The sequence below is a fragment of the Peribacillus sp. NPDC096447 genome (assembly GCF_044762725.1).
Taxonomy (GTDB): domain Bacteria; phylum Bacillota; class Bacilli; order Bacillales; family DSM-1321; genus Peribacillus.
Map to the genome: position 1 here is coordinate 808,651 of NZ_JBIWEV010000002.1, position 23,181 is coordinate 831,831.

The 23,181-nt window shown below is 40.9% G+C and carries 23 protein-coding genes and 1 pseudogene; 4 read left to right on the forward strand and 20 right to left on the reverse strand.

What is annotated here, in order from left to right:
• Window positions 1-69: 69 nt before the first annotated feature.
• The 4 genes from ACIQZD_RS10885 to ACIQZD_RS10900 all read right to left on the reverse strand — a co-directional run bounded on the left by ACIQZD_RS10885 (window position 70) and on the right by ACIQZD_RS10900 (window position 4,826).
• A complete protein-coding gene (locus ACIQZD_RS10885) occupies window positions 70-225 on the reverse strand; it encodes a DUF1540 domain-containing protein (RefSeq protein ID WP_065421101.1) in 156 nt (51 codons plus the stop codon).
• 163 nt (window positions 226-388) lie between these two features.
• Entirely contained in the window at window positions 389-2,182 is a 1,794-nt protein-coding gene (gene cstA / locus ACIQZD_RS10890) for a carbon starvation protein CstA (RefSeq protein ID WP_402901826.1), read from the reverse strand.
• Window positions 2,183-2,323: 141 nt separating this feature from the next.
• Window positions 2,324-3,070 (reverse strand): LytR/AlgR family response regulator transcription factor, encoded by a 747-nt coding sequence (locus tag ACIQZD_RS10895; RefSeq protein ID WP_402901829.1) that lies wholly within the window; start codon window positions 3,068-3,070, stop codon window positions 2,324-2,326.
• Window positions 3,042-4,826 (reverse strand): LytS/YhcK type 5TM receptor domain-containing protein, encoded by a 1,785-nt coding sequence (locus ACIQZD_RS10900; protein WP_402901832.1) that lies wholly within the window; start codon window positions 4,824-4,826, stop codon window positions 3,042-3,044. The genes ACIQZD_RS10895 and ACIQZD_RS10900 overlap by 29 nt, the downstream gene beginning before the upstream one ends.
• A 288-nt stretch (window positions 4,827-5,114) precedes the next feature.
• Here ACIQZD_RS10900 and ACIQZD_RS10905 point away from each other — a divergent pair, with 288 nt between their 5' ends.
• Together ACIQZD_RS10905 and ACIQZD_RS10910 are read left to right on the forward strand one after the other, a co-directional pair.
• A complete protein-coding gene (locus tag ACIQZD_RS10905; RefSeq protein WP_402901835.1) occupies window positions 5,115-5,594 on the forward strand; it encodes a hypothetical protein in 480 nt (159 codons plus the stop codon).
• Window positions 5,595-5,804: a response regulator transcription factor gene (locus tag ACIQZD_RS10910; protein ID WP_402901838.1), complete on the forward strand. Its 210-nt coding sequence runs from the start codon at window positions 5,595-5,597 to the stop codon at window positions 5,802-5,804.
• Window positions 5,805-5,868: 64 nt separating this feature from the next.
• Here the strand turns inward: ACIQZD_RS10910 and ACIQZD_RS10915 are convergent, their stop codons facing one another.
• From ACIQZD_RS10915 to ACIQZD_RS10940, 6 genes are all read right to left on the reverse strand, one after another.
• Complete coding sequence (locus ACIQZD_RS10915; RefSeq protein WP_402901841.1) at window positions 5,869-6,330, reverse strand: carboxymuconolactone decarboxylase family protein; 462 nt, start codon at window positions 6,328-6,330, stop codon at window positions 5,869-5,871.
• An 84-nt stretch (window positions 6,331-6,414) separates the two neighbouring features.
• Window positions 6,415-7,284 carry an RNA polymerase sigma-70 factor gene (locus ACIQZD_RS10920; RefSeq protein ID WP_402901844.1) on the reverse strand — a complete coding sequence of 290 codons (870 nt, stop codon included), beginning with the start codon at window positions 7,282-7,284 and terminating at the stop codon, window positions 6,415-6,417.
• 270 nt (window positions 7,285-7,554) lie between these two features.
• Window positions 7,555-8,259, reverse strand: coding sequence for a hypothetical protein (locus ACIQZD_RS10925; protein WP_402901847.1), 705 nt, complete (start codon window positions 8,257-8,259; stop codon window positions 7,555-7,557).
• 609 nt (window positions 8,260-8,868) lie between these two features.
• Complete coding sequence (locus ACIQZD_RS10930) at window positions 8,869-9,045, reverse strand: hypothetical protein (RefSeq protein ID WP_169803986.1); 177 nt, start codon at window positions 9,043-9,045, stop codon at window positions 8,869-8,871.
• A 570-nt stretch (window positions 9,046-9,615) separates the two neighbouring features.
• Window positions 9,616-9,774, reverse strand: coding sequence for a LysR family transcriptional regulator (locus ACIQZD_RS10935; protein ID WP_402901851.1), 159 nt, complete (start codon window positions 9,772-9,774; stop codon window positions 9,616-9,618).
• Between the two features lie 176 nt (window positions 9,775-9,950).
• On the reverse strand, window positions 9,951-10,847 hold the full coding sequence (locus tag ACIQZD_RS10940) for a LysR family transcriptional regulator (protein ID WP_402901854.1): 897 nt from the start codon (window positions 10,845-10,847) through the stop codon (window positions 9,951-9,953).
• 134 nt (window positions 10,848-10,981) lie between these two features.
• Between ACIQZD_RS10940 and ACIQZD_RS10945 the strand changes: the two genes are divergently transcribed.
• Together ACIQZD_RS10945 and ACIQZD_RS10950 are read left to right on the forward strand one after the other, a co-directional pair.
• Window positions 10,982-11,965 carry a DMT family transporter gene (locus tag ACIQZD_RS10945; RefSeq protein WP_402901857.1) on the forward strand — a complete coding sequence of 328 codons (984 nt, stop codon included), beginning with the start codon at window positions 10,982-10,984 and terminating at the stop codon, window positions 11,963-11,965.
• 10 nt (window positions 11,966-11,975) lie between these two features.
• Window positions 11,976-12,119 carry a YrzO family protein gene (locus ACIQZD_RS10950; RefSeq protein WP_402901860.1) on the forward strand — a complete coding sequence of 48 codons (144 nt, stop codon included), beginning with the start codon at window positions 11,976-11,978 and terminating at the stop codon, window positions 12,117-12,119.
• 252 nt (window positions 12,120-12,371) lie between these two features.
• Here the strand turns inward: ACIQZD_RS10950 and ACIQZD_RS10955 are convergent, their stop codons facing one another.
• From ACIQZD_RS10955 to ACIQZD_RS11000, 10 genes and pseudogenes are all read right to left on the reverse strand, one after another.
• The gene (locus tag ACIQZD_RS10955; protein WP_402901862.1) at window positions 12,372-13,004 is read right to left on the reverse strand and encodes a class I SAM-dependent methyltransferase; all 633 of its coding nucleotides are present in this window, start codon (window positions 13,002-13,004) and stop codon (window positions 12,372-12,374) included.
• A gap of 67 nt (window positions 13,005-13,071) precedes the next feature.
• Window positions 13,072-13,977: an NAD(P)/FAD-dependent oxidoreductase gene (locus ACIQZD_RS10960; RefSeq protein ID WP_402901865.1), complete on the reverse strand. Its 906-nt coding sequence runs from the start codon at window positions 13,975-13,977 to the stop codon at window positions 13,072-13,074.
• A gap of 66 nt (window positions 13,978-14,043) precedes the next feature.
• Entirely contained in the window at window positions 14,044-14,457 is a 414-nt protein-coding gene (locus tag ACIQZD_RS10965) for an Rrf2 family transcriptional regulator (protein ID WP_402901868.1), read from the reverse strand.
• Window positions 14,458-14,833: 376 nt separating this feature from the next.
• Complete coding sequence (locus tag ACIQZD_RS10970; RefSeq protein WP_402901871.1) at window positions 14,834-16,738, reverse strand: endonuclease MutS2; 1,905 nt, start codon at window positions 16,736-16,738, stop codon at window positions 14,834-14,836.
• Window positions 16,739-17,421: 683 nt separating this feature from the next.
• Window positions 17,422-17,574: a hypothetical protein gene (locus tag ACIQZD_RS10975; RefSeq protein WP_153246156.1), complete on the reverse strand. Its 153-nt coding sequence runs from the start codon at window positions 17,572-17,574 to the stop codon at window positions 17,422-17,424.
• Between the two features lie 209 nt (window positions 17,575-17,783).
• Complete coding sequence (locus ACIQZD_RS10980) at window positions 17,784-19,502, reverse strand: adenine deaminase C-terminal domain-containing protein (protein ID WP_402901874.1); 1,719 nt, start codon at window positions 19,500-19,502, stop codon at window positions 17,784-17,786.
• Between the two features lie 14 nt (window positions 19,503-19,516).
• Window positions 19,517-20,581 carry an ABC transporter ATP-binding protein gene (locus ACIQZD_RS10985; protein ID WP_402901877.1) on the reverse strand — a complete coding sequence of 355 codons (1,065 nt, stop codon included), beginning with the start codon at window positions 20,579-20,581 and terminating at the stop codon, window positions 19,517-19,519.
• Between the two features lie 15 nt (window positions 20,582-20,596).
• Entirely contained in the window at window positions 20,597-21,385 is a 789-nt protein-coding gene (locus tag ACIQZD_RS10990; RefSeq protein ID WP_101224382.1) for an ABC transporter permease, read from the reverse strand.
• A 6-nt stretch (window positions 21,386-21,391) separates the two neighbouring features.
• The gene (locus tag ACIQZD_RS10995; RefSeq protein WP_402901882.1) at window positions 21,392-22,219 is read right to left on the reverse strand and encodes an ABC transporter permease; all 828 of its coding nucleotides are present in this window, start codon (window positions 22,217-22,219) and stop codon (window positions 21,392-21,394) included.
• A gap of 24 nt (window positions 22,220-22,243) precedes the next feature.
• A pseudogene (locus ACIQZD_RS11000) lies at window positions 22,244-23,174 on the reverse strand (nucleoside hydrolase).
• Between the last annotated feature and the right edge of the window lie 7 nt (window positions 23,175-23,181).

The window sequence follows — 23,181 nt, forward strand, 5'->3', positions numbered from 1 at the left end:
GAAAATGATTTTTATTATCAATAATAAATATGAAAGAAGGGTAACCAGTTGATGGTTACCCCCGATGGTTTAAATTTCTGGATCAAATGTTTTGCAATCCGTTTCTTTGCTATTTGATGCTTGTTTCCCTTTATGGCTGACAACATAAATAGCATCTGCACTGCATTTGTTTCCAGAATCCCAATATTTACAATTATTCACTTCACATAGAACATCTTTTGCCATCTTATCACACCTCCTCATTTGCTATCATTAACAAAGTTGGGGTTATTGATACTTTCCTTTTTCAGGTTTTGGTGTCTTAAATTTAAGAAATTCGGAATTGAGGGCATTTCTAACATTCGCACGAACAAAAATCCGGGCAGTTTCGGCCCGGATTTTTTTATGCTCATGCTGATCTTTTCAATAGTTCTGCTTGAGGTATTTTCCAAAGCTCCCGCCATTTTTTCAAGGCGGCAACCAGAATGATCAAGCCTAGGATTAACATGGTGATCGATAATATTCCGTTCAAGATGCTGAATCCTGCAGAGTCCGGGTTCAGGTATACGTTTTTCACCATCCAGTACCCTGCTACATTAACCGTTACATATAAGTAGGCAAGGGGTACGAGGCATGTCCAGATATACCAGCGTTTGTCTGCGATTTTCAATACGACGGTCGCACCGATGATGAGTCCAATCGAAGCCATTAGCTGGTTGGATACGCCAAAGAGTGCCCAGATCGACCCAATGTCCCCAGAGTAAAGCAGGTATCCCCAGATAAAGCAGGCTAACGCGCTGGCGAAGATGTTACCCGGCAGCCAGTCAACTCGTTTTAATGGTTTATAGAACTCCCCGAAGAAGTCCTGGATTAAGTAACGGGCAACACGTGTCCCTGAATCGATTGCGGTTAATATGAACACCGCCTCGAACATGATGACGAATTGGAAGAAAAACGAAGCCAGTTTGTCAAAGAAGGGTATTTCGGTAAAAATATAGGTCATGCCGACAGCAAGTGTAACTGCCCCGCCTGTCCGTCCCTCCAGATTAATGCCGATTTCTTCACTGAGCTCGTCAAGGTGTACGGTTTCCATGCCTAATGTTTGAAATACTTCAGGTGTGGAGTTTATCGCAAAATAATCTCCTGGCTGCAGCGAAACCGCAGCAATCAAGGCCATGATGGCAACGACACATTCGACAAGCATCGCTCCGAAACCAACGGATTTGATATCACTCCAACGATTTAACATTTTTGGAGTTGTGCCTGATCCGACAAATGCATGGAATCCTGAAATCGCCCCACAGGCGATGGTTATTGAAATGAATGGCCAAACAGGACCGGCTACGATCGGGCCCCCGCCATTAATGAATTCGGTAAACGTAGGAAACTGGATTTCTGGATTCACTACGAAAACGCCGATAATCAATGCGGCAAATACGCCGATTTTCATAAATGTACTCAAGTAATCACGAGGTGCCAGCAGCAGCCAAACAGGCAATGCGGCAGCGAAGAAAGCATAAATCGGCAAAATGATGGCAAGTGTGCTCGCCTCAAGTGTCAATAATTCACCAAATGCCGTTCCTTGAATGTTCGGCCCAAGTAAAATTCCGGCCATGATGAGCGCGAACCCGACGATGGTCGCCCCTTTCAGGTTGCCGGTTTTTTTATGGTAAAGCCCAACACCCATGGCGATGGGAATGGTGATCCCGACAGCAAACGTCCCCCATGGATTATTTTCCAAAGCATGCAGAACGACCATTGAAAGTCCTGCCATCGTGATCGTGATGATAAAAAGCATCGCCAGTCCTGTACAGAAGCCTGCTACAGGTCCAAGTTCTTCTTTCGCAACTTCCGAAAGGGATTTGCCGTCTTTACGCATCGACGCGAAAAGCACGACGGCATCATGGACGGCTCCCCCGATTACAGCCCCGATTAGTAGCCATAATAAACTTGGCAAATACCCGAATTGTGCAGCAAGGATCGGACCCACCAAAGGACCAGCCGCAGCAATGGCTGCAAAATGGTGGCCGAATGCCACCCATTTATTTGTTGGAACATAATCTTTTCCATCTTCTAATTTATGGGCCGGGGTCGGCTTGGAATCATCGAGTTTTAATACTTTTAGTGCTATGAATGTCCCGTATAAACGGTAGGCAATCATTAATATACATATGGAGCCTATGACAATTGTAACCGCATTCATATTTGAACCCCCTCTATTACTTACATCGTAAAAAAATGATATCACAATGAAAGCGAATTCAATGGGTTTTCAAGTTATAATGCAGATATCGAGGGATGGACTGCATCATGAAGGAGATAAAATGCAGAATTATGAAAATTTTTAAAAACCGATAAGCTGCTTTAGCTCCTTCACATACGTCCGGCTTACCGGAATGTTTGATCCGTCACTCATAATGAGATTATAAGTCGAGTTGAACCAAGGCTGTATTTCAGATATATGGATGACATTCACGATAAAACCGCGATGCACCCGTAAAAATGAGCGCTTATCGAGCTTCTTTTCAAGCACGATGAGAGGGTCACCGATTTTATATTCATTTTCCTCGGTTTTAATGATCGTCTTTCCTTCCATGAGTCCTATGAACAAAATATGATCCCGTTCGATCAAAACGATCCGATCATCTATCACTACAGCCAATTTACCTGTCTGTTCCACCGCGGTTCGGCTGGCGGGAGCTGCTGTCCTGGATTCGTCTTTCCCGATTTGACGCTGCTTCATGAGCTTATCCAATGTTTGCCGAATCCTTTTTTCATTAAATGGCTTTAATAGATAATCAAATGCATATAACTCGAAAGCTTGGAGGGCAAACTCATCATAAGCAGTCGCAAAAATGAGCGATGGTGCGGGGTCAAGCTCCGCCAATTGCTTAGCCAAATGCAAACCATTGCCATCTGCAAGCTCAATGTCCAAAAAGACAAGTTCAGGTTTAAGTCGGGAGATATCCCTCATGGCATCTTCTATCCCATCAGCCTCCCCCACGACTTCAACTTGCCTGCTTCTTTTCAATAGATATTTCAATTCATCTCTTGCCAGTGGTTCATCCTCTACGATAAATGCTTTCATCATCGTTGCCATATGCTCCTTTTTCGTTGAGTGGTATTGATATTTTCACTTTTGTTCCGTGTCCCGTTTCACTTTCTATCGAAAGGCTGGCCTGTCCTTTATAGATCCCTTCCAGCCGTTCACTGATATTATGAAGGGCCGTTCCTGTACCCTTAGTCGATTCTACAGCATGCTTACCCAATTCATCTATTCTCCCGCTTGAAATCCCTTTTCCGTTATCTTCCACAACAATGCGCATCGCATCGTCTTTAAAGTATGCGTGAATGATGATTTGACCTTTGCTTTTCACATGTGGGAATGCGTGGTGTACCGCATTCTCAACAAGTGGCTGCAATGTGAATGGAGGGATGAGAACTTCATTCAGCCTTGGCTCAATGCGATAGTCGATATGATATTTATTTGGAAAACGCGCCTGCTCCAGTGATAAATAAGCGTTGACATGCTCTAATTCCTTTTCTAGCGGCACCAGTATTTGTCGGGCACCTTGTAAATTAGAGCGAAAGAAAGCACTGAGCTCCTGCAATAAATTTCTTGCCCTCTCGACATCCGTCCTGCATAAAACGGATATCGTATTGATTGCATTGAATAAAAAATGAGGATGGACCTGTGCCTGTAATGCCTTAATTTCAGCATCTTTCAATAATTTCGTTTGCATTTCCGCTTTAGCGAGTTCCAATTGAGTGGAAAATAGTTTGGCCAATCCTTCAGCTAACTCTTGTTCCACTTGGCTTAATTGATCCGGATGCTTGAAATACATCTTCAAAGTCCCGACCGTTTTCTGTTGGACCTGCAACGGCAGGACTACGGCCGCTTGCAATGGGCATTGATCATGAAAACAATAAATGTCCTTTTTTGTTTTGGCCACGATGATTTTCCCTTGTTCAAGGGCTTTTTTCGTTAAGCCTGTCGCTATTCCCACTTTAGGGACATGGTGATCTGACGCAGCGCCAACATGGGCAAGTACGCTATGTTCATTGGTAATGGCCACGGCATCGGCTTCAGTCAGCTCCAAGATGATTTCGGCTATTCTCTTGCAAGAAGTTTGATTAAGACCTTGCCTGAAAAAGGGCAAAGTCTGATCCGCAATCAAAAACGCAAGATTGGTTTGTACGGCCCGCGTCCGTGCTTCGTCCCTCGTGATCGACTGAATGATGAGCATGAATAGTAAAGTCCCGAACCCGTTGATGATGATCATCGGAAGTCCGATTACTTGTACGAGCTCCCACGCCCTTTCAAATGGTTTGGTAGTCACCAGGATGATGCCCATTTGGATCGCTTCCAATGCCATGCAAATGGGAAGCGCAAACCAAGGGGTGATCGTCCCATGCTTTCGGCGCCTTTTTCCCAAAAAACCCGATAAGACTCCCGCCAAAATCGCAGCGATCGCACATGCCCCCGCTGTAAAGCCCCCGAGAAAATAACGGTGAAGCCCCGCAATCAAACCTACTCCCAACCCAACAAATGGTCCCCCCAGCAAACCGCCGATAGCCACGCCCATAATTCTTGTGTTGGCAATCGCGTTATCGGGAGCAATCTCAGCATGCCAACCACCCTCTGGCATGGCATGGTTCCCTATTTCGATTCCTGTATAGTTACTTATGATGCCGAATGTTCCAAAAAGCGCGATAAACATGATTTTCTTCGACATCTCATGTTCATGGCCTATCATTTGCCGAAAGGGTTTCATATAAGAAAGCAGGAATGCAGCAATAACGATGATCCCCACTTTTTCAAACAGCGACGGTAATAAATCAACCAAAGCATTCACCCCATTTCTGGCTTTTTCATACATCTTACACCAGCCATGAAATCCTTGTCGAATTTTGTTTTAGGTTTAGGAGATGGGTGTATAAGCATTATTTTTAGAATTTCATCAATACTCTGTGTAAGTAAGTTCGCAATTGAATAAAATCCAAACCCGGCGTGCCGTATCATTTCTGAAATTGCAATCGTCATTTTTGGAACCAATCACAAGGTAAAATAGTTTATTGTGAAACGAGGAGAGTAAATAGTCTATTTCATTTTAGAACAAGTATGAGGTATGAATATGGAATTGAAAAATCAAATCATTTATATCAGTAAAAAAGTATTGAATAGTATTAAGAATTTCAAGTTTAATTTTGAAACTACTATATTTATCTTTGATAAAGAGCTAAATGTTTTATACTCCAAGAGTAATTTTGAACATAAAGATCTATGTAGTTTGGTTATAAAAGAATCTGTTGAAAATAATGCATTTGTTTTAAGTTCATTGCAAAATACTACTGTAAAAACTAAAAATCAAATCTCCGGGAAGGATTTTAGTGTTTTATCTTCCCCGATTCATGAAATTAAAAATAAGGAATTGCAAGGGTATGTAGGTATAATCACAAAAGATGATAATGGAAATTTTGAAATGATTTCTGAAATGCTCGCTAATCAAATCTCCTACGAGTTACATGTGTATCGTGAGAAATTATTAATAGAAGAGATAATAAAAACAGATACATCATCTTTAATCACCAGGGAACAACAACATGAAGTTTAATTGCGAATAATAAAAAATATAACTCAAGGTCTCAAAGATAAAGAAATAGCTGATAATCTGAATATAAGTGTTTCTACAGTTCGTAACTATGTAAATAAAATGTTTGAAGAACTAGAAGTTACCTCCAGATCACAATTAATCAGCTTGTACTATGAAAATAAATTGTATGAAATTCTTGATGAAATAAAGATTGAAAACCACTTTTTATAGTACCTTTAGGTCTGAATAAAAAGCAAAACCCCTCGTAACCATACAAGGGGTTTTAATAAAAAAATCATTTTTCCATAACAGGCTTATAGTGCCCTGGTATGTTTTGGGCTGAAATGGCCAATCGGTTCCAACCGTTGATCGTGATGATTATGGTAACGAGATCGATATATTGTTTTTCGTCAAAATGAAGGCGGACCCGCTCATACAGGTCATCAGGTACACCGTTTGCAGAAATGGCCGTGACCGCTTCCGTCAATTCCAGCGCCGCCCTTTCCGAATCAAGATAGAATGGTGATTCTCGCCAAGCACTCAAGCAGTAAATTCTTTGTTCCGTTTCACCCATTGCCCGGGCATCCTTTGTGTGCATATCCAAGCAGTACGCACAGCCATTGATTTGAGACGCGCGAATTTTAATCAATTCGATTAATGTGCTATCGATTCCCGTTGTTTTCTTGTACTCCTCCAATCCCATCATTAATTTGACCACTTCCCGATTTGTCTTCATGTAGTTAATCCGTTGTTCCATGTCTATCTCCTCCATTAAGTCTTTTTAGGTTCCACTTATAAGACAAAATAGAGGTTTGATTTGTGACATCAAAAAAGAGAGACCTCAATCTATCACAGGAATATGATTTAATTTATCGGGATTGGAAACAATAAAGATTTTACGGATATTTTTTTGTTTTGGATCTAATTCAAAGCAGATGACCTTGAGCGGTTGACCGTCTTTCATTTGCAAAATTCCTTCCTGACCATTGACCATCACCGGCAGAAGTTCTCCTATGAAACCTCCTTTAGCAGAAACTCCTTTAAGAAAGGAGGATACGCGCTGTTTGTTTACAATTGGATTTAATGCAGAAAGCACTTTTCCTCCGCCGTCAGTAACAAGCACGACATCTTCTGTAAGGAGATCCAAAAACTCCTCAAAGTTTCCTGTCGCAGATGCTTTTATGAATTTTTTTGCCAAAAGATCAACATGTTTCGTATCCTCCGGATGGACTGGCAGATCATTCTGTAATTTCCGCTTAGCCCGGCTGTAGATCTTTCTGCAGTTCACTTCATTCTTTTCCAGCATCTCGGCAATATCTTCATAGCTGTAAGTGAATGCTTCCCTAAGTACGAAAACCGCTCTTTCAACTGGTGAAAGCTGTTCCAGCAAAACGAGGAAGGCGTATGCAACCGTTTCATCCGTTACAATCTTTTCCAAAGGCTGCTCTGTTTCGTTTACCCGAGGTTCAGGCAGCCAAGGTCCTGTGTAAACCTCTCTTCTCTTACGGGCTGATTTCAAAAAATTCAAACAGCGATTTGTTGTCATTTTCGCAAGATATGCCTTCATGTCCTTAATTTGTTCGGTATCAAGCTTAAGCTGCAGGAATAAATCATGAACGATATCTTCTGCATCGGTAACCGATCCAAGCATCCGGTATGCGATGGAAAAAAGAAAAGGTTGATATGTCTTATATAATGTATCCAACTCCACTTGCTTCACCTATTTTCTATCAAATTCATTTTTTCGAGAACGTATGACCCTTTCCATAATTATTCTCTAAACCAATCATTTATCCTGCTTCACCTCGTTTAAAGCAGTATTTCAGGCAACATAAAAAAGAGCAGCAAAAGAGCTGCTCTCAGACTGTAGACAAACTAGCTCCCTACCGTTCAACAGGATTCCTTTTTATGCCCTCCTTTTTGGACAAATATATTACCATTCTCTGTTAAAATGGTGTACCCAATTTCGGATACTCATTTATCAAGGTGCTTCATACCATACGATATCATCAAACATTTTTATAACCCTCGGTATGAAGCCTTCTTCATAATCTTCCGGGTATTGAACTATCGCATAGTAAACGCGGTCGCCATGTTGAAAAACCGACACTGTACCCAATATTGAATAATTACTGCCCTTCTGACTAATGTCAAATTCGACCTCAGACCAATCAAATCGGTTAGGCGTATTATCAGATCGCTGTTTAATCTCAAAGTCGTTGCTTATAACAACTTTCCTCGCAAACTCCACCTGTTCATCTATTGTCGCATTCGTACCCTCACTTTTGGAAAATATCCGAACTTTGGCATCCTCATTTCTCTTGCCTGCAAAATTTGCAAAAACAATCATTGCATCTCCTTCACCAGAACTAGCCTCTTCAACGACCATGTCATCCACGATGTAGGTTGAGAATCCCAATGCCTGACTATGATGAAGCGTGAATTGGAATGATTCTTCCATACCTTCTAATATGATCATATCCGTTTTCGTATTTGGCCGATCTTTTGTCGGATCATCGACCGATTCACCTGGAGGATCTTCATCTTGCCCGTCGGTTTGATTAGGATTATCATTTGGCTTTTCTGAAATTGGTGGAGATTCCTTATTTTCCTCTTGGACTCCTTTACAAGCACTGAGTCCTGTTACCCAAAAAACGGCTGCCAAAATCAACAATATCTTTTTCATTGGAACCCTCTTTTCATGTGTTTTAACAAATTATTATACGGTCCCATTTGTAAAAAAGTTACACTATGCTTCTTTGCAAGTATCAGACTTTATAGACTTAAAATCTATAACAAAGACGCTTTCCAGTTTAGGAAAAGCGCCCGATAAAGGAGTAATCAAAATATGCAAAGTTAGTTGATTTCATTTGCATTGCCCAATTAGGTAGTGATTCCATCCCTAACTTCGAATTGTACAGTTACTCCTTAAGGAATAAGTAATATAGCTGTTGGTCGTGTGGAATCAAAAACATGTTCAACATCAAAAAATTGTTCTAATACATCGTTTTCACAAATTAACGCTTCACGCATCGTAAGCCAGCGACATAAATCGGGCTTGCCGGAAATAATCTTTCTCTAATTGAGACCAGGAATCCTTTGATGCGTCCATATGTTTATTCAACTAAACTACCCGATAGATAGTTTGAATAAGGAGTATTTTTTAAAACCAATTTGAATGTATGATAATGTAAAGAATCGCACGTTCAAAAGGCCGCCAATTGGCGGCCTTCATAACTTCCCTTGCCTTATATATACTAAATTTGAAAAATAAATGTTTATGTATCGTTTATGGTTAAGATCCAATGCTATGTTCTACTGCAGTATCCCAACTAGGAAAATAATACAATGCATTTTTCATTAACTCCGGATCTGACTTCTTTACCTCTTTCTTTCGAGGTGGCTTCCCTTCTTTTTCTACTAATTGAGAAATTTGATTCACGACTTCTTCAACACTCATATTTACTTCCATCTCTGTTCCCTCCTTCTTGCTATTACTTATATATTTTCCCAATTGGAGAAAAATAATACAATTTTTCTTTAGCTAAACTACCAGTTTAGTTTAAGAAGGGTATTTTTTTATCTAATCTGAATGTATGATAATTGAAATGATCGTACAGACAAAAAGCCAACGAAATCGTGGCTTTTTGTCTAAATAATTCACAAATGCTTTTCCAAGTTATTCTGCATCATTCTCATCCATGTAATAAGATAGGGAGCCCTCCTCGGCGCTCTTTCCCAGCAAGAGTCCCGTACCTTCCATTCCAATAAACTGAAACGTTTTTTTAAAAAAACTGTAGGCAAACTCGCTTTTCTTCGAGTTTGTCTACAGTCTGAAAGGAGAACAATCAATATCTCCTTTTACAATCGCCACATCAATCTCAACTTGCATAAGCAATTCCATCATTTCCGTACTGAAGCCCGTATCAACATTTAAATGGACCATAGGACAGGACAATTAACCATGTACTCTTCCAAAATGGAAGGCAGGTTATAAAGTCCGAAATGGCTGCTTTTACCTAATTTCAAACTACCCTTCGTTTCACTTCCCATACTCATTAAAAACTCTTTTGTTTGCATAGCTTACCAAATATTTTCCAGCAGGAGTCATTTTAATATTTTTCCCATTTTTAGCTAGTATTTCAGTCTGGAATTCCTTTTCAATTTGTCTTACGCGGTACGTTAATGCGGGTTGGGTCATGTAAAGTCACTCTGTAGCTTTTGTCAGATTCTGGTCTTTATATGAATATTGTAAAATTAAACAATCTTTTTCATCCATACGATTTCTCCACCCTTAATAGTTTCGCAGCCTAATAATCAACGGTTTCAGCGATCCTCTATCTTTCTATGTAAAGCGATATGCCGCTCCCCCTTCCTTCATATCAGCTCAGGAGTAGTTCCAGCATTTTGCTTAAATCGGTTTTCATGATGAGCTTCAATCGTTTGCAAGAAGCTTTGCATCGAGTTTGTCATATAAGCATCTTTACGGTGAATGAAGACAGTCGAGATATTGCGGTATTCTTCCGGAATTGCATGCACGTGCACTTTTTCATTGGCTGTAAGGTGATTTACCGCTGATTGTGGTACGAGGGTTATGCCAAGGCCGAGTGTTACGCTGGTTAAGATTGTTTCCAATACATTGAACTCCATGATTCTTTTGGGCATCACTTCTTCTTCTTTCAGCCATTGTTCCAGTTTAGAGCGATAGCCACAGCCCTGACTGAATACTAAAAATGGTTCTGTTATGATTTCTTCAAGGTTAAATGTTTCATTTCTTGTGACTAATACAAGTTTTTCTGTACATACATCGTATGGCTGAATGAGCGGATGTTTTATCGGTCCTGTAACAAAAGCGCCATCCAGCCTGTGTTCAATGACATCCTTAATCAGGTCTTCTGTTAACCCCGCCTTTATGGATAAATCGACATTTGGATACTGTTTATGATAAGAAGCTAGAATCTTGGGAAGATCGCTGACCGTTTCAACTGTACCGATGTTCAATATCCCTGTAGGTGTTTCACTATCCAGGAATACTTGCTTGAGTTCTTCCACATCAAGCAAAATTTTGTTTACATACTCCAGCATTTTTCTGGCCTCTGCAGTTAAAGACATGCCACGTTTATGCCTATTGAATAAAGGCGTCCGTAACTCCTGCTCTAAATGCTTAATCCTCGCCGTTACATTGGATTGGACGTAATTCAACTCAACAGCCGCCTTACTTACGCTGCCATATTTAGCGACGCACTGGAATATTTGCAAATCCCGCATTTCCATAAAAGTCCCCCCCTTTCTTAACTATCATTAATAATGATGATTATATTCATTTTAAGTCATTTTACATGATAATGACTTTATCATAAGGTGTGTATAGGAATTTAATCAATCATTATTTTTGAGGGGAAGCTTTTATGAAAAACAATCAAGTTTTAATCGGTGCACTTTTATGTTTGACAGCCAGCATTTCTTGGGGAGCGATGTTTCCAGTTGCAGAAAGGGCCCTAATGTATATTGATCCTTTTTATTTCGCTTTTCTGCGATATTTAGCTGTTAGCGTAATTTTAGGGATATTGCTTTTAATTAAAGAGGGTAAGAAGTCATTTAGCCTTGAAGGGAAAGGAAAGAAATTATTGTTTTTTGGAACGATGGCGTTCACTGTATACAACTTTCTCATTTTCGCAGGTCAAGACTTACTGGGACATAACGGGGTAATAGTTGCTTCCATCATGGAATCATTAATGCCCATGATTTCAATTTTAATTCTGTGGGTTTTCAAAAATGCCAGACCCATGAAGTATACCATCGCCAGCATGTTCCTTGCCTTGATAGGGGCCACTCTTGTCATAACCAATGGTAACTTATCATTCGTATTTTTATTGAAAGATAGTATCATCCCTATTCTTTTCATTCTTATCGGGGTTATAGGATGGGTTATTTATACGATGGGCGGCAACCATTTTAATGGATGGTCAACACTCCGCTATTCGACTTTAACGTGCATTTTAGGAACAGCAGTATCAGCAATCATAACATTCCTCGCAACTGCAATGGGCCTGTCTGTCCCTACGGCAGAGGTTATGCAATCCATTTATGGCGAAATGATTTTCATGATTATTTTCCCCGGTGCCATAGCCCTTTTAAGCTGGAATTTAGGCATTAAACTTTTAACGCCGATCAATGGGATTCTATTCATCAATTTAGTTCCAATAACTACTTTGGCCATCGTTTTTATCCAAGGAGGATCACTATCATCATTCGAATTACTCGGAACTTTTTTAGTTATATATGCTTTGATTCAAAACAATTATTTTCAAAGAAAAAACTTGCCTTCCCGGGTTGAGAAAATGAATCCAAGTGAAAAGAATCATTTAATTAAAGGTACACAACATCAATAGGAGGGCAACAATGGATTTATTAACGCTAATGCTAATCTTTGGATTAGCCGTACTATGGGAATTGGCAACGATTAATAAGAATGTGAAAAAGATGAATGAGCAAAATGCAGAATTGATTAATCTATATCATGAAAGAAGTAAAAGCATTCAATAAATAAGACTTTTGGCAATACAACGCAAAAAAGCCTCTTATTTAGTGAGGCTTTTTGCATTTTGATGATCGTACTATTCACCAAGCTTAATCGTCGGACCTATATTCAAGCTCAGCCTTCACTTTGTCGGCGGCCGCGAGCTAATAGAAAAGAGCATGTGTTGAAAAATGATTGATCAAAACATACTTTTTTTATGGATAATGCGTAAGCACTTCATAAGCCTTATCAATTAACAATTCACTATTTTTGATTTTTTATGATAGTTCTTTTTGACATTTTACCATTATAAATTTAAATGGAGGTTTATTTTCCATATTCTTATGCGGCTCGACAATTTCCGAGGATTCTATCAATCCATATTTTCCAAATTCTCGTTTTATCGAATCGGAATCATAAAAAAACATTTTTACCCCTTCTATTATCTCGAAATAGTCTTTATCCAGTTGTTTGCCCTTGCCAAACATTGGGGCTTCTTTTGAAATAGTAGTAAAAATCATATAACCGTTTGGCTTTAACTGATTATAGCAATCTTTAATAAACTTTTCTCTCTCACGATTATTCAATAAGTGAATAAGTGCATAACAAAATATACCATCATAAAGTTTGTTATCAAAAGGCATATCGTTTACTGAACCATGAAAAATACTAATATTAAGCCCATTTTGCCTTGCCAAATCAATCGCTGTTTTTGAAATCTCAATACCTGTTATATTTATTCCATTATCAATAAAAACCTTTGCGTTTCTGCCATATCCAATACCAGGAATCAAAATATCCTTAACTTTATTCTCAAGGAAAAAGTCCTTTGTCAAGATTGCGGAGTCTGAAGGTTCAAATCCCCACATCATTTGATTTTCTATAAAACTTGATTCCCAGAATTCTGTCATGCCTCTATCTCCTTTTACAAATATTAGCTCTCTTTCTTTTTAAAATACTCTTATGCATTCAAGGATTTTATGCCTCCAAAAGAAATGCAGCTTCAACTAAATCCATGATGACTCCAGCCGCCGCTTTATTGCCCTCCGCCGCCGCAATCACCAGCTGAGAAGGCGTGCTGAGTGATGTATCTCCGCATGCATATACTCCTTCAACTGTTGTTCGTCCAAATGAATCCACTTTAATCCCGCCGTTTGGAGTAATCTCGCAGCCGAGCTGTTCCGCAAAAGGAGCAGACTGCACCAAGTCTGTCACCACAATCCCTGCCTCCCTTTTGATTTCCTGTCCGTTTTGCAGCCGAATCGATGTCAGCTTCCCTCCTTTCGATTTAAGACTTCCTATCTTTTCTTCCACGACTGTCACGTGCTGCCTAGCCAAGATATCCCTCTCCTCATCAAGCACCTGATAGCCATTTGTAAACACAATTACATCACCGCTCCAATTTGACAGCAGTTTTCCCATATGAAAAGCCCGTTCATTTTCTGAAATCACCGCCAATGCTTGCCCCCGCATTTCCCAGCCGTCACAAAACGGACAGCTGAAAACACTCGTTCCGTATACATTCTGAATGCCTGGAATCTCCGGCAAAACATCCCGAAGACCTGTTGCGAGAAGCACTTTTTTCGCCATGTAATCCGTTCCTCCTTTCGTTTGAATTCGGAACACCCCACTGGCTTTTTCAATAATCTCCACCCGCTCCTCCTTAATGGAGACGGTCGGATATCTCTCGACATCCGCTCTTGCCCGCTTCTTGAACTCTGATGGCTTTACCCCATCCTGTGTGATAAATCCGTGCGACTCCTGCGTCACCCGGTTACGGGGTTTATCCTCATCAAACAAAATTGTTTTCCGTCCAGCACGCCCCATGACCAATGCGGCATTCAGTCCTGCAGGTCCTCCGCCAATAATTACACAATCCAACACATGAAACACTCCTTCTTTATAAAATCTATTAAAGACCCTTAATGTCCTTAATTTGTGTAAAAAAATTTATTTTTCTTTTTTTGTCTCCTGACACTGCTCCGCAATGCTTTGAATCGTTCGTCCAGCCAGTTCTTTCTTCATGTTGCCTTCCGCCTCGATCATCACGCGCTCAATTAAACACTCGCTTTCTTCATGGTCAAACGCACAGTTGAAAAGCACCGACTGACCCTCCACCGCTTCAATAACATCCAGAAACGAAATGTCCTGCGCGCGGCGTGAAATACTGTAGCCGCCTTTTGCCCCTGGCACTGATTCAATTAATCCAGCCTTCACAAGCTTCGTCAAAATCTTCGACAAGTAAGTCGGGGACAAATCCTGCATGTACGCCAGCTGATCCACGCTTACCGTCTGGCCTTTTGGTTCCAACGTTAAATGCACCATTGTATGTAGTGCATAATTGGTTGCCTTTGAATACTTCATTGATGCACCTCATAATTAAAACTATTACAGACTTTTAATATCCGTAATTAATTGTAACTCAAGCTGCAAAAAACCGCAAACTTTTTTACCTCACCTAACGATTGATCATATTGCTAATACCTTTTCTTGTAATAATCTAAACTTACATTTTTTAAACAACAGTACGTTCCCATTATGTATTCCTTTTTAAAATGTTTGGTCATTCAAAGATGTGACTGGTTACAATCCACACGAGAAAGTAAGGCAAAAAAGTATGAGCCCTGTAAATACAGAACTCATACCCAGCCTGTGTCAACTTTTTGGGTTGAACACGTTTTTTTTTATTTCATTAATCAAGCATTCGGCTCTTCCCTTACAAAATCCATTCTTATCCTGTTTATTCACCCAGCTTCTTCCGGATATCCGCCGCTACATTCTTTAACGCCTTTTTTGATCCCCGCTCTAAGTCGTGGTTCAATTTCCTTTCTTTGTAGCTGACAAATAAAGAATTGAGATCATAGCCTTCAGGGTATAAATCGACGGCCTTTATTTCAAGCTCGAGCCTATTGGCATGAACCTCCTTGAAGGTATCTTCGAAAAGGACGACGACATTATTGTAGGAATCCTTTTTCTTATAAACGATCGCATATCCATTCAGTCCGCTTACCTTAACTTTGTCTCCGACTTCATATTCATAAGATGCTTCCTTAGGAACGGCCGCTGGCTTCGCTTTTTTGATTTTACCTTCCTGGACACGCTCCAAGTCGTAGTCTTTATTGTCGATATAGAGCTTTGCCTTTTGCAAAACCTTTTCACGGACATTCATTTTTTTGGCTATCCAGAGGGCATTGCTTTCCCCGGATTGACCGATCAACAGCTTATATTTTGGCTCAAGTGTTTCGCTGTTGAATTGCATGGCCGCATTCATGAAATCACTGTGTATTTCGGAATAGCGCTTGATTTCACCATAATGGGTCGTCGCAATGGTTATGCAGCCCCTCTGATAAAATTCCTCAAGGATGGCAATCGCTAAAGCAGCTCCTTCATTCGGTTCCGTTCCGCTCCCGATTTCATCGAACAGCAGCAAGGAGTTATTGGTTAATGCCCCCATGATTTCCGAAATGTTTTTCATATGCGATGAAAACGTGCTCAGTGCATTTTCAATGCTTTGATTATCACCGATATCGACGAATACTTGATCGAAGACGGCAAGCTCCGTCCCTTCTTTTCCGGCAACATGCAGCCCTGACATGACGGCCAATGTAAGGATGCCGATCGTTTTCAGGACGACTGTTTTACCCCCGGCATTAGGGCCTGTAATAATCAAGCTGCGGTAGTCCTTACCGATTTCAAAATCCAAAGGTACGCTGTCTTGCGGCAAAAGGGGATGTTTACAGCTCTTTAACTTTATATAACCGTGATCATTGATTTTCGGTTCGATGGCATCCATGCTTTTACTGAACTTGGCTTTTGCGAAGATCATATCATATTGACTGATTAACTCGATGTTTATCTTGATCGGTTTCAGCTGTTCGAAAACCGTTCCGGATAATGTGGCCAAAAGTTGATACTCTTCCATCGATTCCTCCGCTTTTAAGCTTGCCAATTCTACATTCAATTTCGTTACGGAGGCAGGTTCAATGAACACGGTAGCCCCTTTTGCGGATACTTCCACAATGGTTCCGGCCACCTGATTTTTATAGGAGGCTTTGATCGGGATGGTGTAGCGATCATCCTTTTTACTGATGAAAAATTCCTGAATGAACTCTTTATTGGCGCCGCTCTTCAAGAACTTATTCAGCCGTTCCTCTATTTTACTTTCCGTCTTGATGATTTGGTTCCTAATCCGTTTCAGGTCCTTGCTTGCTTCGGAAACAACAGCATTTCCCTTTATCGTGAATTGGATTTCTTCTTCAATGCTCCTGAATTCAGTCATGGAGCGGGCGTAGGAATGCAGTGTTGGTGCAAAGAACTCTTTATCGGTCATGAATTTCTTGATATTCCTGCAGCCTCTTAAGAAGTCCGCTATCGCCACTAACTCTGACGGCTCCAAAATCATACCTTTTTCCAGCTTGTCGATATGGAGGCCAATATGTGAAATGCCTTTTAAGGGAATATGGCTTTCCGCATTCAATAAATTCCTTGCCTCCGTAGTCTCGTTCAAACGATTTTTAACGACCTTCAAATGGCTGCTCGGCTTAAGCTGATCCAATAACGCTTTTCCTAAACCGCTTACGCAATGGTTTTTGACCATTTCCTTGAGTTGGATATATTGTAATTTTTCATAAGTCATTGTATTCATCTAATGATCCTCCTTGAATGAGTGAGTGAATAAAATTCCCGAATCCCAAAAATGCCCGCAATGGTCCCCCTACCTTTACAAATGAACAAGCCATTTGAGTAGAAAGCTCCTGCGGGCATCGGCCTTATCTATAGATAAGTACCTAAAATCGATAACAAATTGGGCAGCTCGAATAGACCTGCGTACACAAAAAAGCATGATAGGACAAATCCCACCATGCTTTTCGCCGTAACACCTGCATGTTACACGATTTATGGAAAAGGAAGCAGTCTTAAGGTAGGTATTCACAATGCAGAATTGCACTGTGAAAAAAGGCATACTTAATCCACTGACATATCAGTGATTAAACACCTTATTCAACTAAATTAGTTGATACCTACTCCCGACATAAAACACCACACCTTTTCTTAGATTGGAATTAACATACCATATCAGTAAGAAAGAGTCAATTCATTTTTTTATCTTTCACCAAAGTTTTATTAATAGAGGTAATGCAATGGATAATGTCCAAGAAAATAAAAATGCAGCCAAGCCCATGATTTTCACGCTTCAGTATTTCATTGTCTGAATATTTACTTTAAAATTGGGGTATGTTATCCTTATATCAACATAAACTAAAAACAGCCCCATGCGCTAACATGAGGCTGACAACTAGCAAGAGTGGTTGGTCACAACTAACTTAATTAATCGTCAGAAGAAGAACCATTGCCATCTTGGGAGGATGAGTGGTTCTTTTTCCGTTTCTTGGCGAACATAGACAGGATAAGACTGGTTGCTACAGCAACAAATATCTCTTTACCCATATCTGTAATCAAGTTCAATAAGAAATGAATCAAGCGGTCACCTCCTTTCCAATCTATAATTAGATGGAAAAGCAAAACTGTGACCTACCACTCTATCCTCAGTTGTCCCTCCATTTTATCATATCTTTCCCTTTATGGTAATTATATGAAAATAAAACGCAATTAAAAGTGCAGTTTAACATTTGACGCCTGTTAAGTCATTAAAAATAGGGGATTATCCATTGGATAATCCCCTTTAAGATTTATGCTTCATCAACCATTATGAGAGGGACTGTTTTCCCTTCATTCACGTTAATCAATCCATGGTCGGTTATTTTCAGAGCCGGGCTGACAGGAAGGGATAAGGTGCTTAATGACATGATGACATTATAATGTTCGTAGCCTAACGATTTAAGTGCATCTGTCAGGTGCTGAACCTGCTTTGATACGATGTCCATCGGCTCTTCGGAAAGAATGCCCCCTACCGGAAGAGGAATCATCGATAGGACCTTGCCATCTGCAACACAGCAGACACCGCCTTGCTTCCTAATCACTTCGTTAGCGGCAATCATCATATCCTGCTTGTTATGGCCAATCACCAGAAGATTATGGTTATCATGCGAATAGGTGGTGGCGACAGCTCCACGCTTCAATACATCGCCGGTGATCAACCCGTGTGCCCGATTACCGTTCTTCCCGTATCGTTCGAATGTGGCGATTAAACCATAAGGGCTTTCTTCCCAGCATAATTGACCATTCTTTCCATCTAAACGATCATGGGTTTCAGATGTGAAAGTAGAACCGTTCTGCACGTTTATGATTCGGCACATGCTGCTTTCAAGCATATCCGGGATTGGTATGTTAAAATCGTTTTCCGTAAGTTCCGCAAGCTTCACACTTTGATAGAAATGCTCAGGAAATTGTTCTTCCTTCACTTCTTGTACATATGGCCGTGAAGATTCATAAACTAGCTCACCATTTTTGTATACTTGTTCAATATCAAATGTTTCCAAGTCACATAGCAGCAGGAAGTCTGCCGTTTTTCCAGGTGCAATGGCGCCGCGGTCATACATTCTCATCCGCTGTGCAGGTGTATAGGTGCATGCATAAATGGCTTTTTCCGGAGTCATCCCCATTTGGATTGCTTTCTTTAAAAGGACATTAAGATGTCCCCTTTTTTGGAAAGAGTCGGTCATGACATCATCGGTGACAAAGCAGAAATGCTCATCCACCTGATTTTCCTTCAAGTAATTCATCACTTCTTCAGTCATTGATTTTTCTTGAATCTCAATGAACATCCCGGCAGCGATCCTCGCGTCCATCCCTTCCACTGTCTGGTGTGTATGATCTGAATTCACTCCGGCATAAACAATCTTCTGCAAGTCCAAGTCGAGCAGCTTTGGAACGTGCCCCTCAATGATCAAATCTGGATAACGGGAACGGATATGGGACAAGATCTTATTCGTTTTGCAATACGGGTCGGATATGACCTCATAGTAATTCATGATCTCGCCGAGGCATATAATGTCCTCCGTCTGCATCAATTCGTCTATATCATCTATTTCGATAGCACCGCCTGTTGTTTCCATCGATGTGGCAGGAACGGAACTCGGGATGGCATAAAACATATCCGCCACGCAATCTTGACTTGCTTTGATCATTTCCTTCACACCGGAAATCCCGAAAACATTAGCCATTTCATGCGGTTCCGGCACGATTGTCGTCACACCGTTCTTGATTAGCCCGTAGGAAAAAGTCGCAGGAGTCACCATCGTACTTTCAATGTGGAGATGGATATCGATTAGACCTGGAACCATATACTTCCCCTGTCCATCGACGATTCTATCTGACTCGAAGGCATCCAATTCCCGTTCTCCAATATAATAGAACTTTCCATCCTTGATGGCTGCATTCCCTTTAATGAATTTTTTAAAATAGCTGTTAAACACGTTGATATCTCTTACAAGCATATCCATTCGCATAATTTACCCTCCTACTAGTCAACAAGCACCATCTGGTTTCTCGGAATTTCTAGGATGATTTCCTGACCCGTCCGATAGGATTCCGCCATTTCCTTGTTCACAGTGAAATCCCCTATTGGAGTTTCAACAACATATTGATAGCTTCTTCCCAGATAGGTGCTTACCTTAACTCGGCCAGGTAAACTATTTTCCTGAACAGCTCCCGTGTTATCTTTTTCCCTGATCAACAGATCGTCCGGCCTGATGGCGCCTATTTTTCCCGTTGAATTGGTCATCTGCGGGTCCTTGTGCAGCACAAATGAGTATCCAGATTTGTTCAGTTCGATTTTACCGTCATGATCCCTCCGCTTATCGAAGTCAATGAAGTTCTTGAAGCCGATGAAGTCAGCGACAAATTTGGTTTCAGGATATTTGTAAATGGTCGCAGGATCACTAAGCTGCTCGATGATCCCTTTATTCATGATCGCCACCTGGTCGGATATCGAAAAGCATTCTTCCTGGTCATGGGAAACATATACCGTTGTAATCCCCAGCTCTTGTTGGATACGGCGAATCTCGACTCTCATATTCACCCTTAAGTTGGCATCGAGATTACTCAATGGCTCGTCAAATAATAGGATGTCCGGCTCAATCACCAGCGCCCTGGCAATCGCAACCCGCTGCTTTTGCCCTCCTGAAAGCTCTTGGGGATATCTCTTTTCAAATCCTTTTAAATTAACGATTTCGAGCACATTCATTACTTTTTTTTCGATTTCACTTTTAGAATTCTTTCTCAGACGGAGACCGAATGCAATATTATCGAATATCGACAAATGCGGAAATAATGCATAGTTTTGGAACACAAAGCCAAAATTCCGCTTGTTGACGGGCACTTTCGTATAGTCCTTTTCCTTGAATAAATACTTCCCTTCGTTCGCCTGTAAAAACCCGGCAATTAAACGCAGGGTCGTCGTTTTCCCACAGCCGCTCGGGCCAAGTAGGGATACAAGTTTCCCTTTTTCAATCTCGAGATTGAAATCTTTTAATATATTCTGTTTGTTATATGCTACAGATATATCTTGTAAAGTGAATAAAGCCATCCATCATTACCTCCTTTATCGTTTTGTGAAATAAGACAATCCCATGAGCCGTTCTACTATAAACATGAAGAAAGCCGTTATGAACATGAGCAATACGGAAATGGCCGAGATGGTAGGGTCGAAGTAGTTCTCCACATACGTCAGCATCTGAATCGGAAACGTACTTACCCCAGGGCCTGTCATATAAACTGAAATGTCGACATTATTGAAGGATTCCAAGAAGGCGATCATGACTGCCGCCAGAATTCCTGATTTTATGTTCGGGAGGACGACTGTAAAGAATGTTCCCAATTTACTGGCTCCGAGACTCTCCGCCGCTTCTTCAATGGAAAAGTCAAAGTTTGATAAGCTTGAAGAAATCACACGGATGATGAACGGAAGCATGATAACAGTATGTCCCACAAACAGGGCCGCATAAATCGGTAGCTGATAAGTCCCCACTATATAACGTAAAAACGCAAAGCCCAGCACAATTCCCGGTATTAATATTGGAGAAACGAAAAAGGCATTAATCACGCTTTTCCCTTTGAAGTCAAACCGGCTTAATGCATAGGCAGCCGGCACTCCCAATAACAGTGCCAAAAGGTTGCCTCCAAGTGAAACAAGGATGGACGTTTTAAAAGCGACCAAAAACATTTCCACGTTAAAAATATTTTCGTACCATCTTAAAGAAAACTCTTCTGGCGGGAACTTCAAAATATTTCCGCCTTCAAATGACGTAACGGATATGATAAGCAAAGGCCCTAGTAAAAAAATGAACACCAGGAGAGTAAACAGGGCCAATCCTCGATTTTTTTCCTGCATACACCTCTACCCCTTTGGATTTAATTTTTTTGCCAAACCATTCATGATCGATATGATCAGGACTGTCACTGCAATCATTATCGTAGCGACAATCGATGCCACTTGCCATTCGTTCAATGTAATTGCGTTTTGATAAAGAAATGTAGAAATGACCCGCTGTTTCCCGCCTAATAAAGCGGGTGTTGTATAGGCTGTGAAGCTTCCTACAAAAACAAGGATGCTTCCAATGACCAAACCTGGAACCGAAAGCGGAATGATCACCTTTGAGAATACTGCCAATCTTGATGCTCCAAGGCTCTCCGCCGCTTTTAATAAGTCAGTCTCGATGTTCTCCATCACACCCACCAGCGTCACGATGATCAATGGCAGGAATAAATGGACCAATCCGATGATGATGGCAGTGGGCGTGTACAAAATATCAAGCGGCTTTTCAATCAAGCCCATGCCCATAAGCAATTTATTCACCACACCGTTTTTACCGATGATCACCATCCAGCTGAATGAACGAACCACAGGGCTTGTTAATAGCGGGAAGATCGTCAGCAAAAGCATGATGGCTTTTTTTCGTTGTTTCAGTTTTGAAATATAATAAGCTGCTGGGAATCCTAATAGAATGCAAATGATTGTCGTGAACAGACTCACCCTGAGTGTAGTTAGCAGTATTTCAATAAAGTATCGATCCTGGAAAAAATCGAGATATCCTTGTATGGAAAAACTGCCGCCGCTTTCATTAAAAAATGTCGTGCCAATCGTCATTAGGATCGGAATGATCATGAAAATCGTTAAAAATAAAACGCCTGGTAACAGCAGCAGGTATAGATAGCGTTTTTTCACCTCGGAACCCCCTGTTCGTATTATTTATGAATTGATTATGCGAATGAACAGGTCGAAAAACGCTTCCGCATCGACGTCCAGACAAACATGCGCATTTGGCGGCTTCATCAGCCTATTTTGAAAGTCGCAAACCATCTGTCCGTCACAAAGCTCGCTTTTTGTTTCAACATCCACATAATATTCTTCTCTGGTGACAAGATCTTCTTGCAAAGCAATGGCTACAGCTAATGGATCATGCATCGCACATGCCCTTATACCATTACGTTCAAAATACCTTTTCCGATAATCTGATGTACTTTGCCTTATATAGTCAGCAAGTTCATGGTTTTGAATCAATTGGATATGCTCTTCATCCAATAGAACCTTTCTCGTGACATCAAGACCAACTTGCGTGATGGATGCGAATCCCGCCTGTAATACGATTTTGGCTGCTTCAGGATCGACATACGTGTTATATTCAGAGGTTGGCGTGACATTGCCAACCCCTTTGACAACTCCGCCCATGAAAATGACTTCTTTAACGAGCTTGGTGATTTGCGGACACTTTTTCACCGCCAATGCCAAATTCGTAAGAGGTCCCGTCATGACAAGCGTCACTTCACCTGGAAAAATTCAAAATGGAATTGATGATGAAATCAGAAGCAAATCCATCATCAGGCTGCTTTTTGACCGGTACATCCTTCAAGGCTCCGCCAATCCCGTCTTCGCCATGGATCCGGTGTTCAAAAAAGGGCCTCCTGATAATTGGGCTATCTGCCCCCTTTATGACTGAGATGTCCTGTTCACTCAATAAATCCAATATTTTGCATGTATTCAATGTGGCCGTATCAAGTGATACATTCCCATTCACTGTTGTTACCGCCAATATGTCGAATTTACGGCTTTTAACAGCAAGAATGATCCCGATCGCATCATCTATCCCAGTATCCACATCAAGAATCATTTTTTTCTTCATCAAGCAC

What these genes read in the sequence shown, in the direction of transcription:
- ACIQZD_RS10885 (WP_065421101.1), bottom strand. Translation starts at nt 225, where the DNA reads ATGGCAAAAGATGTTCTATGTGAAGTGAATAATTGTAAATATTGGGAT.
- cstA (WP_402901826.1), bottom strand. Translation starts at nt 2,182, where the DNA reads ATGAATGCGGTTACAATTGTCATAGGCTCCATATGTATATTAATGATT.
- ACIQZD_RS10895 (WP_402901829.1), bottom strand. Translation starts at nt 3,070, where the DNA reads ATGATGAAAGCATTTATCGTAGAGGATGAACCACTGGCAAGAGATGAA.
- ACIQZD_RS10905 (WP_402901835.1), top strand. Translation starts at nt 5,115, where the DNA reads ATGGAATTGAAAAATCAAATCATTTATATCAGTAAAAAAGTATTGAAT.
- ACIQZD_RS10915 (WP_402901841.1), bottom strand. Translation starts at nt 6,330, where the DNA reads ATGGAACAACGGATTAACTACATGAAGACAAATCGGGAAGTGGTCAAA.
- ACIQZD_RS10925 (WP_402901847.1), bottom strand. Translation starts at nt 8,259, where the DNA reads ATGAAAAAGATATTGTTGATTTTGGCAGCCGTTTTTTGGGTAACAGGA.
- ACIQZD_RS10930 (WP_169803986.1), bottom strand. Translation starts at nt 9,045, where the DNA reads ATGGAAGTAAATATGAGTGTTGAAGAAGTCGTGAATCAAATTTCTCAA.
- ACIQZD_RS10935 (WP_402901851.1), bottom strand. Translation starts at nt 9,774, where the DNA reads ATGACCCAACCCGCATTAACGTACCGCGTAAGACAAATTGAAAAGGAA.
- ACIQZD_RS10940 (WP_402901854.1), bottom strand. Translation starts at nt 10,847, where the DNA reads ATGGAAATGCGGGATTTGCAAATATTCCAGTGCGTCGCTAAATATGGC.
- ACIQZD_RS10945 (WP_402901857.1), top strand. Translation starts at nt 10,982, where the DNA reads ATGAAAAACAATCAAGTTTTAATCGGTGCACTTTTATGTTTGACAGCC.
- ACIQZD_RS10950 (WP_402901860.1), top strand. Translation starts at nt 11,976, where the DNA reads ATGGATTTATTAACGCTAATGCTAATCTTTGGATTAGCCGTACTATGG.
- ACIQZD_RS10955 (WP_402901862.1), bottom strand. Translation starts at nt 13,004, where the DNA reads ATGACAGAATTCTGGGAATCAAGTTTTATAGAAAATCAAATGATGTGG.
- ACIQZD_RS10965 (WP_402901868.1), bottom strand. Translation starts at nt 14,457, where the DNA reads ATGAAGTATTCAAAGGCAACCAATTATGCACTACATACAATGGTGCAT.
- ACIQZD_RS10970 (WP_402901871.1), bottom strand. Translation starts at nt 16,738, where the DNA reads ATGAATACAATGACTTATGAAAAATTACAATATATCCAACTCAAGGAA.
- ACIQZD_RS10980 (WP_402901874.1), bottom strand. Translation starts at nt 19,502, where the DNA reads ATGCGAATGGATATGCTTGTAAGAGATATCAACGTGTTTAACAGCTAT.
- ACIQZD_RS10985 (WP_402901877.1), bottom strand. Translation starts at nt 20,581, where the DNA reads ATGGCTTTATTCACTTTACAAGATATATCTGTAGCATATAACAAACAG.
- ACIQZD_RS10990 (WP_101224382.1), bottom strand. Translation starts at nt 21,385, where the DNA reads ATGCAGGAAAAAAATCGAGGATTGGCCCTGTTTACTCTCCTGGTGTTC.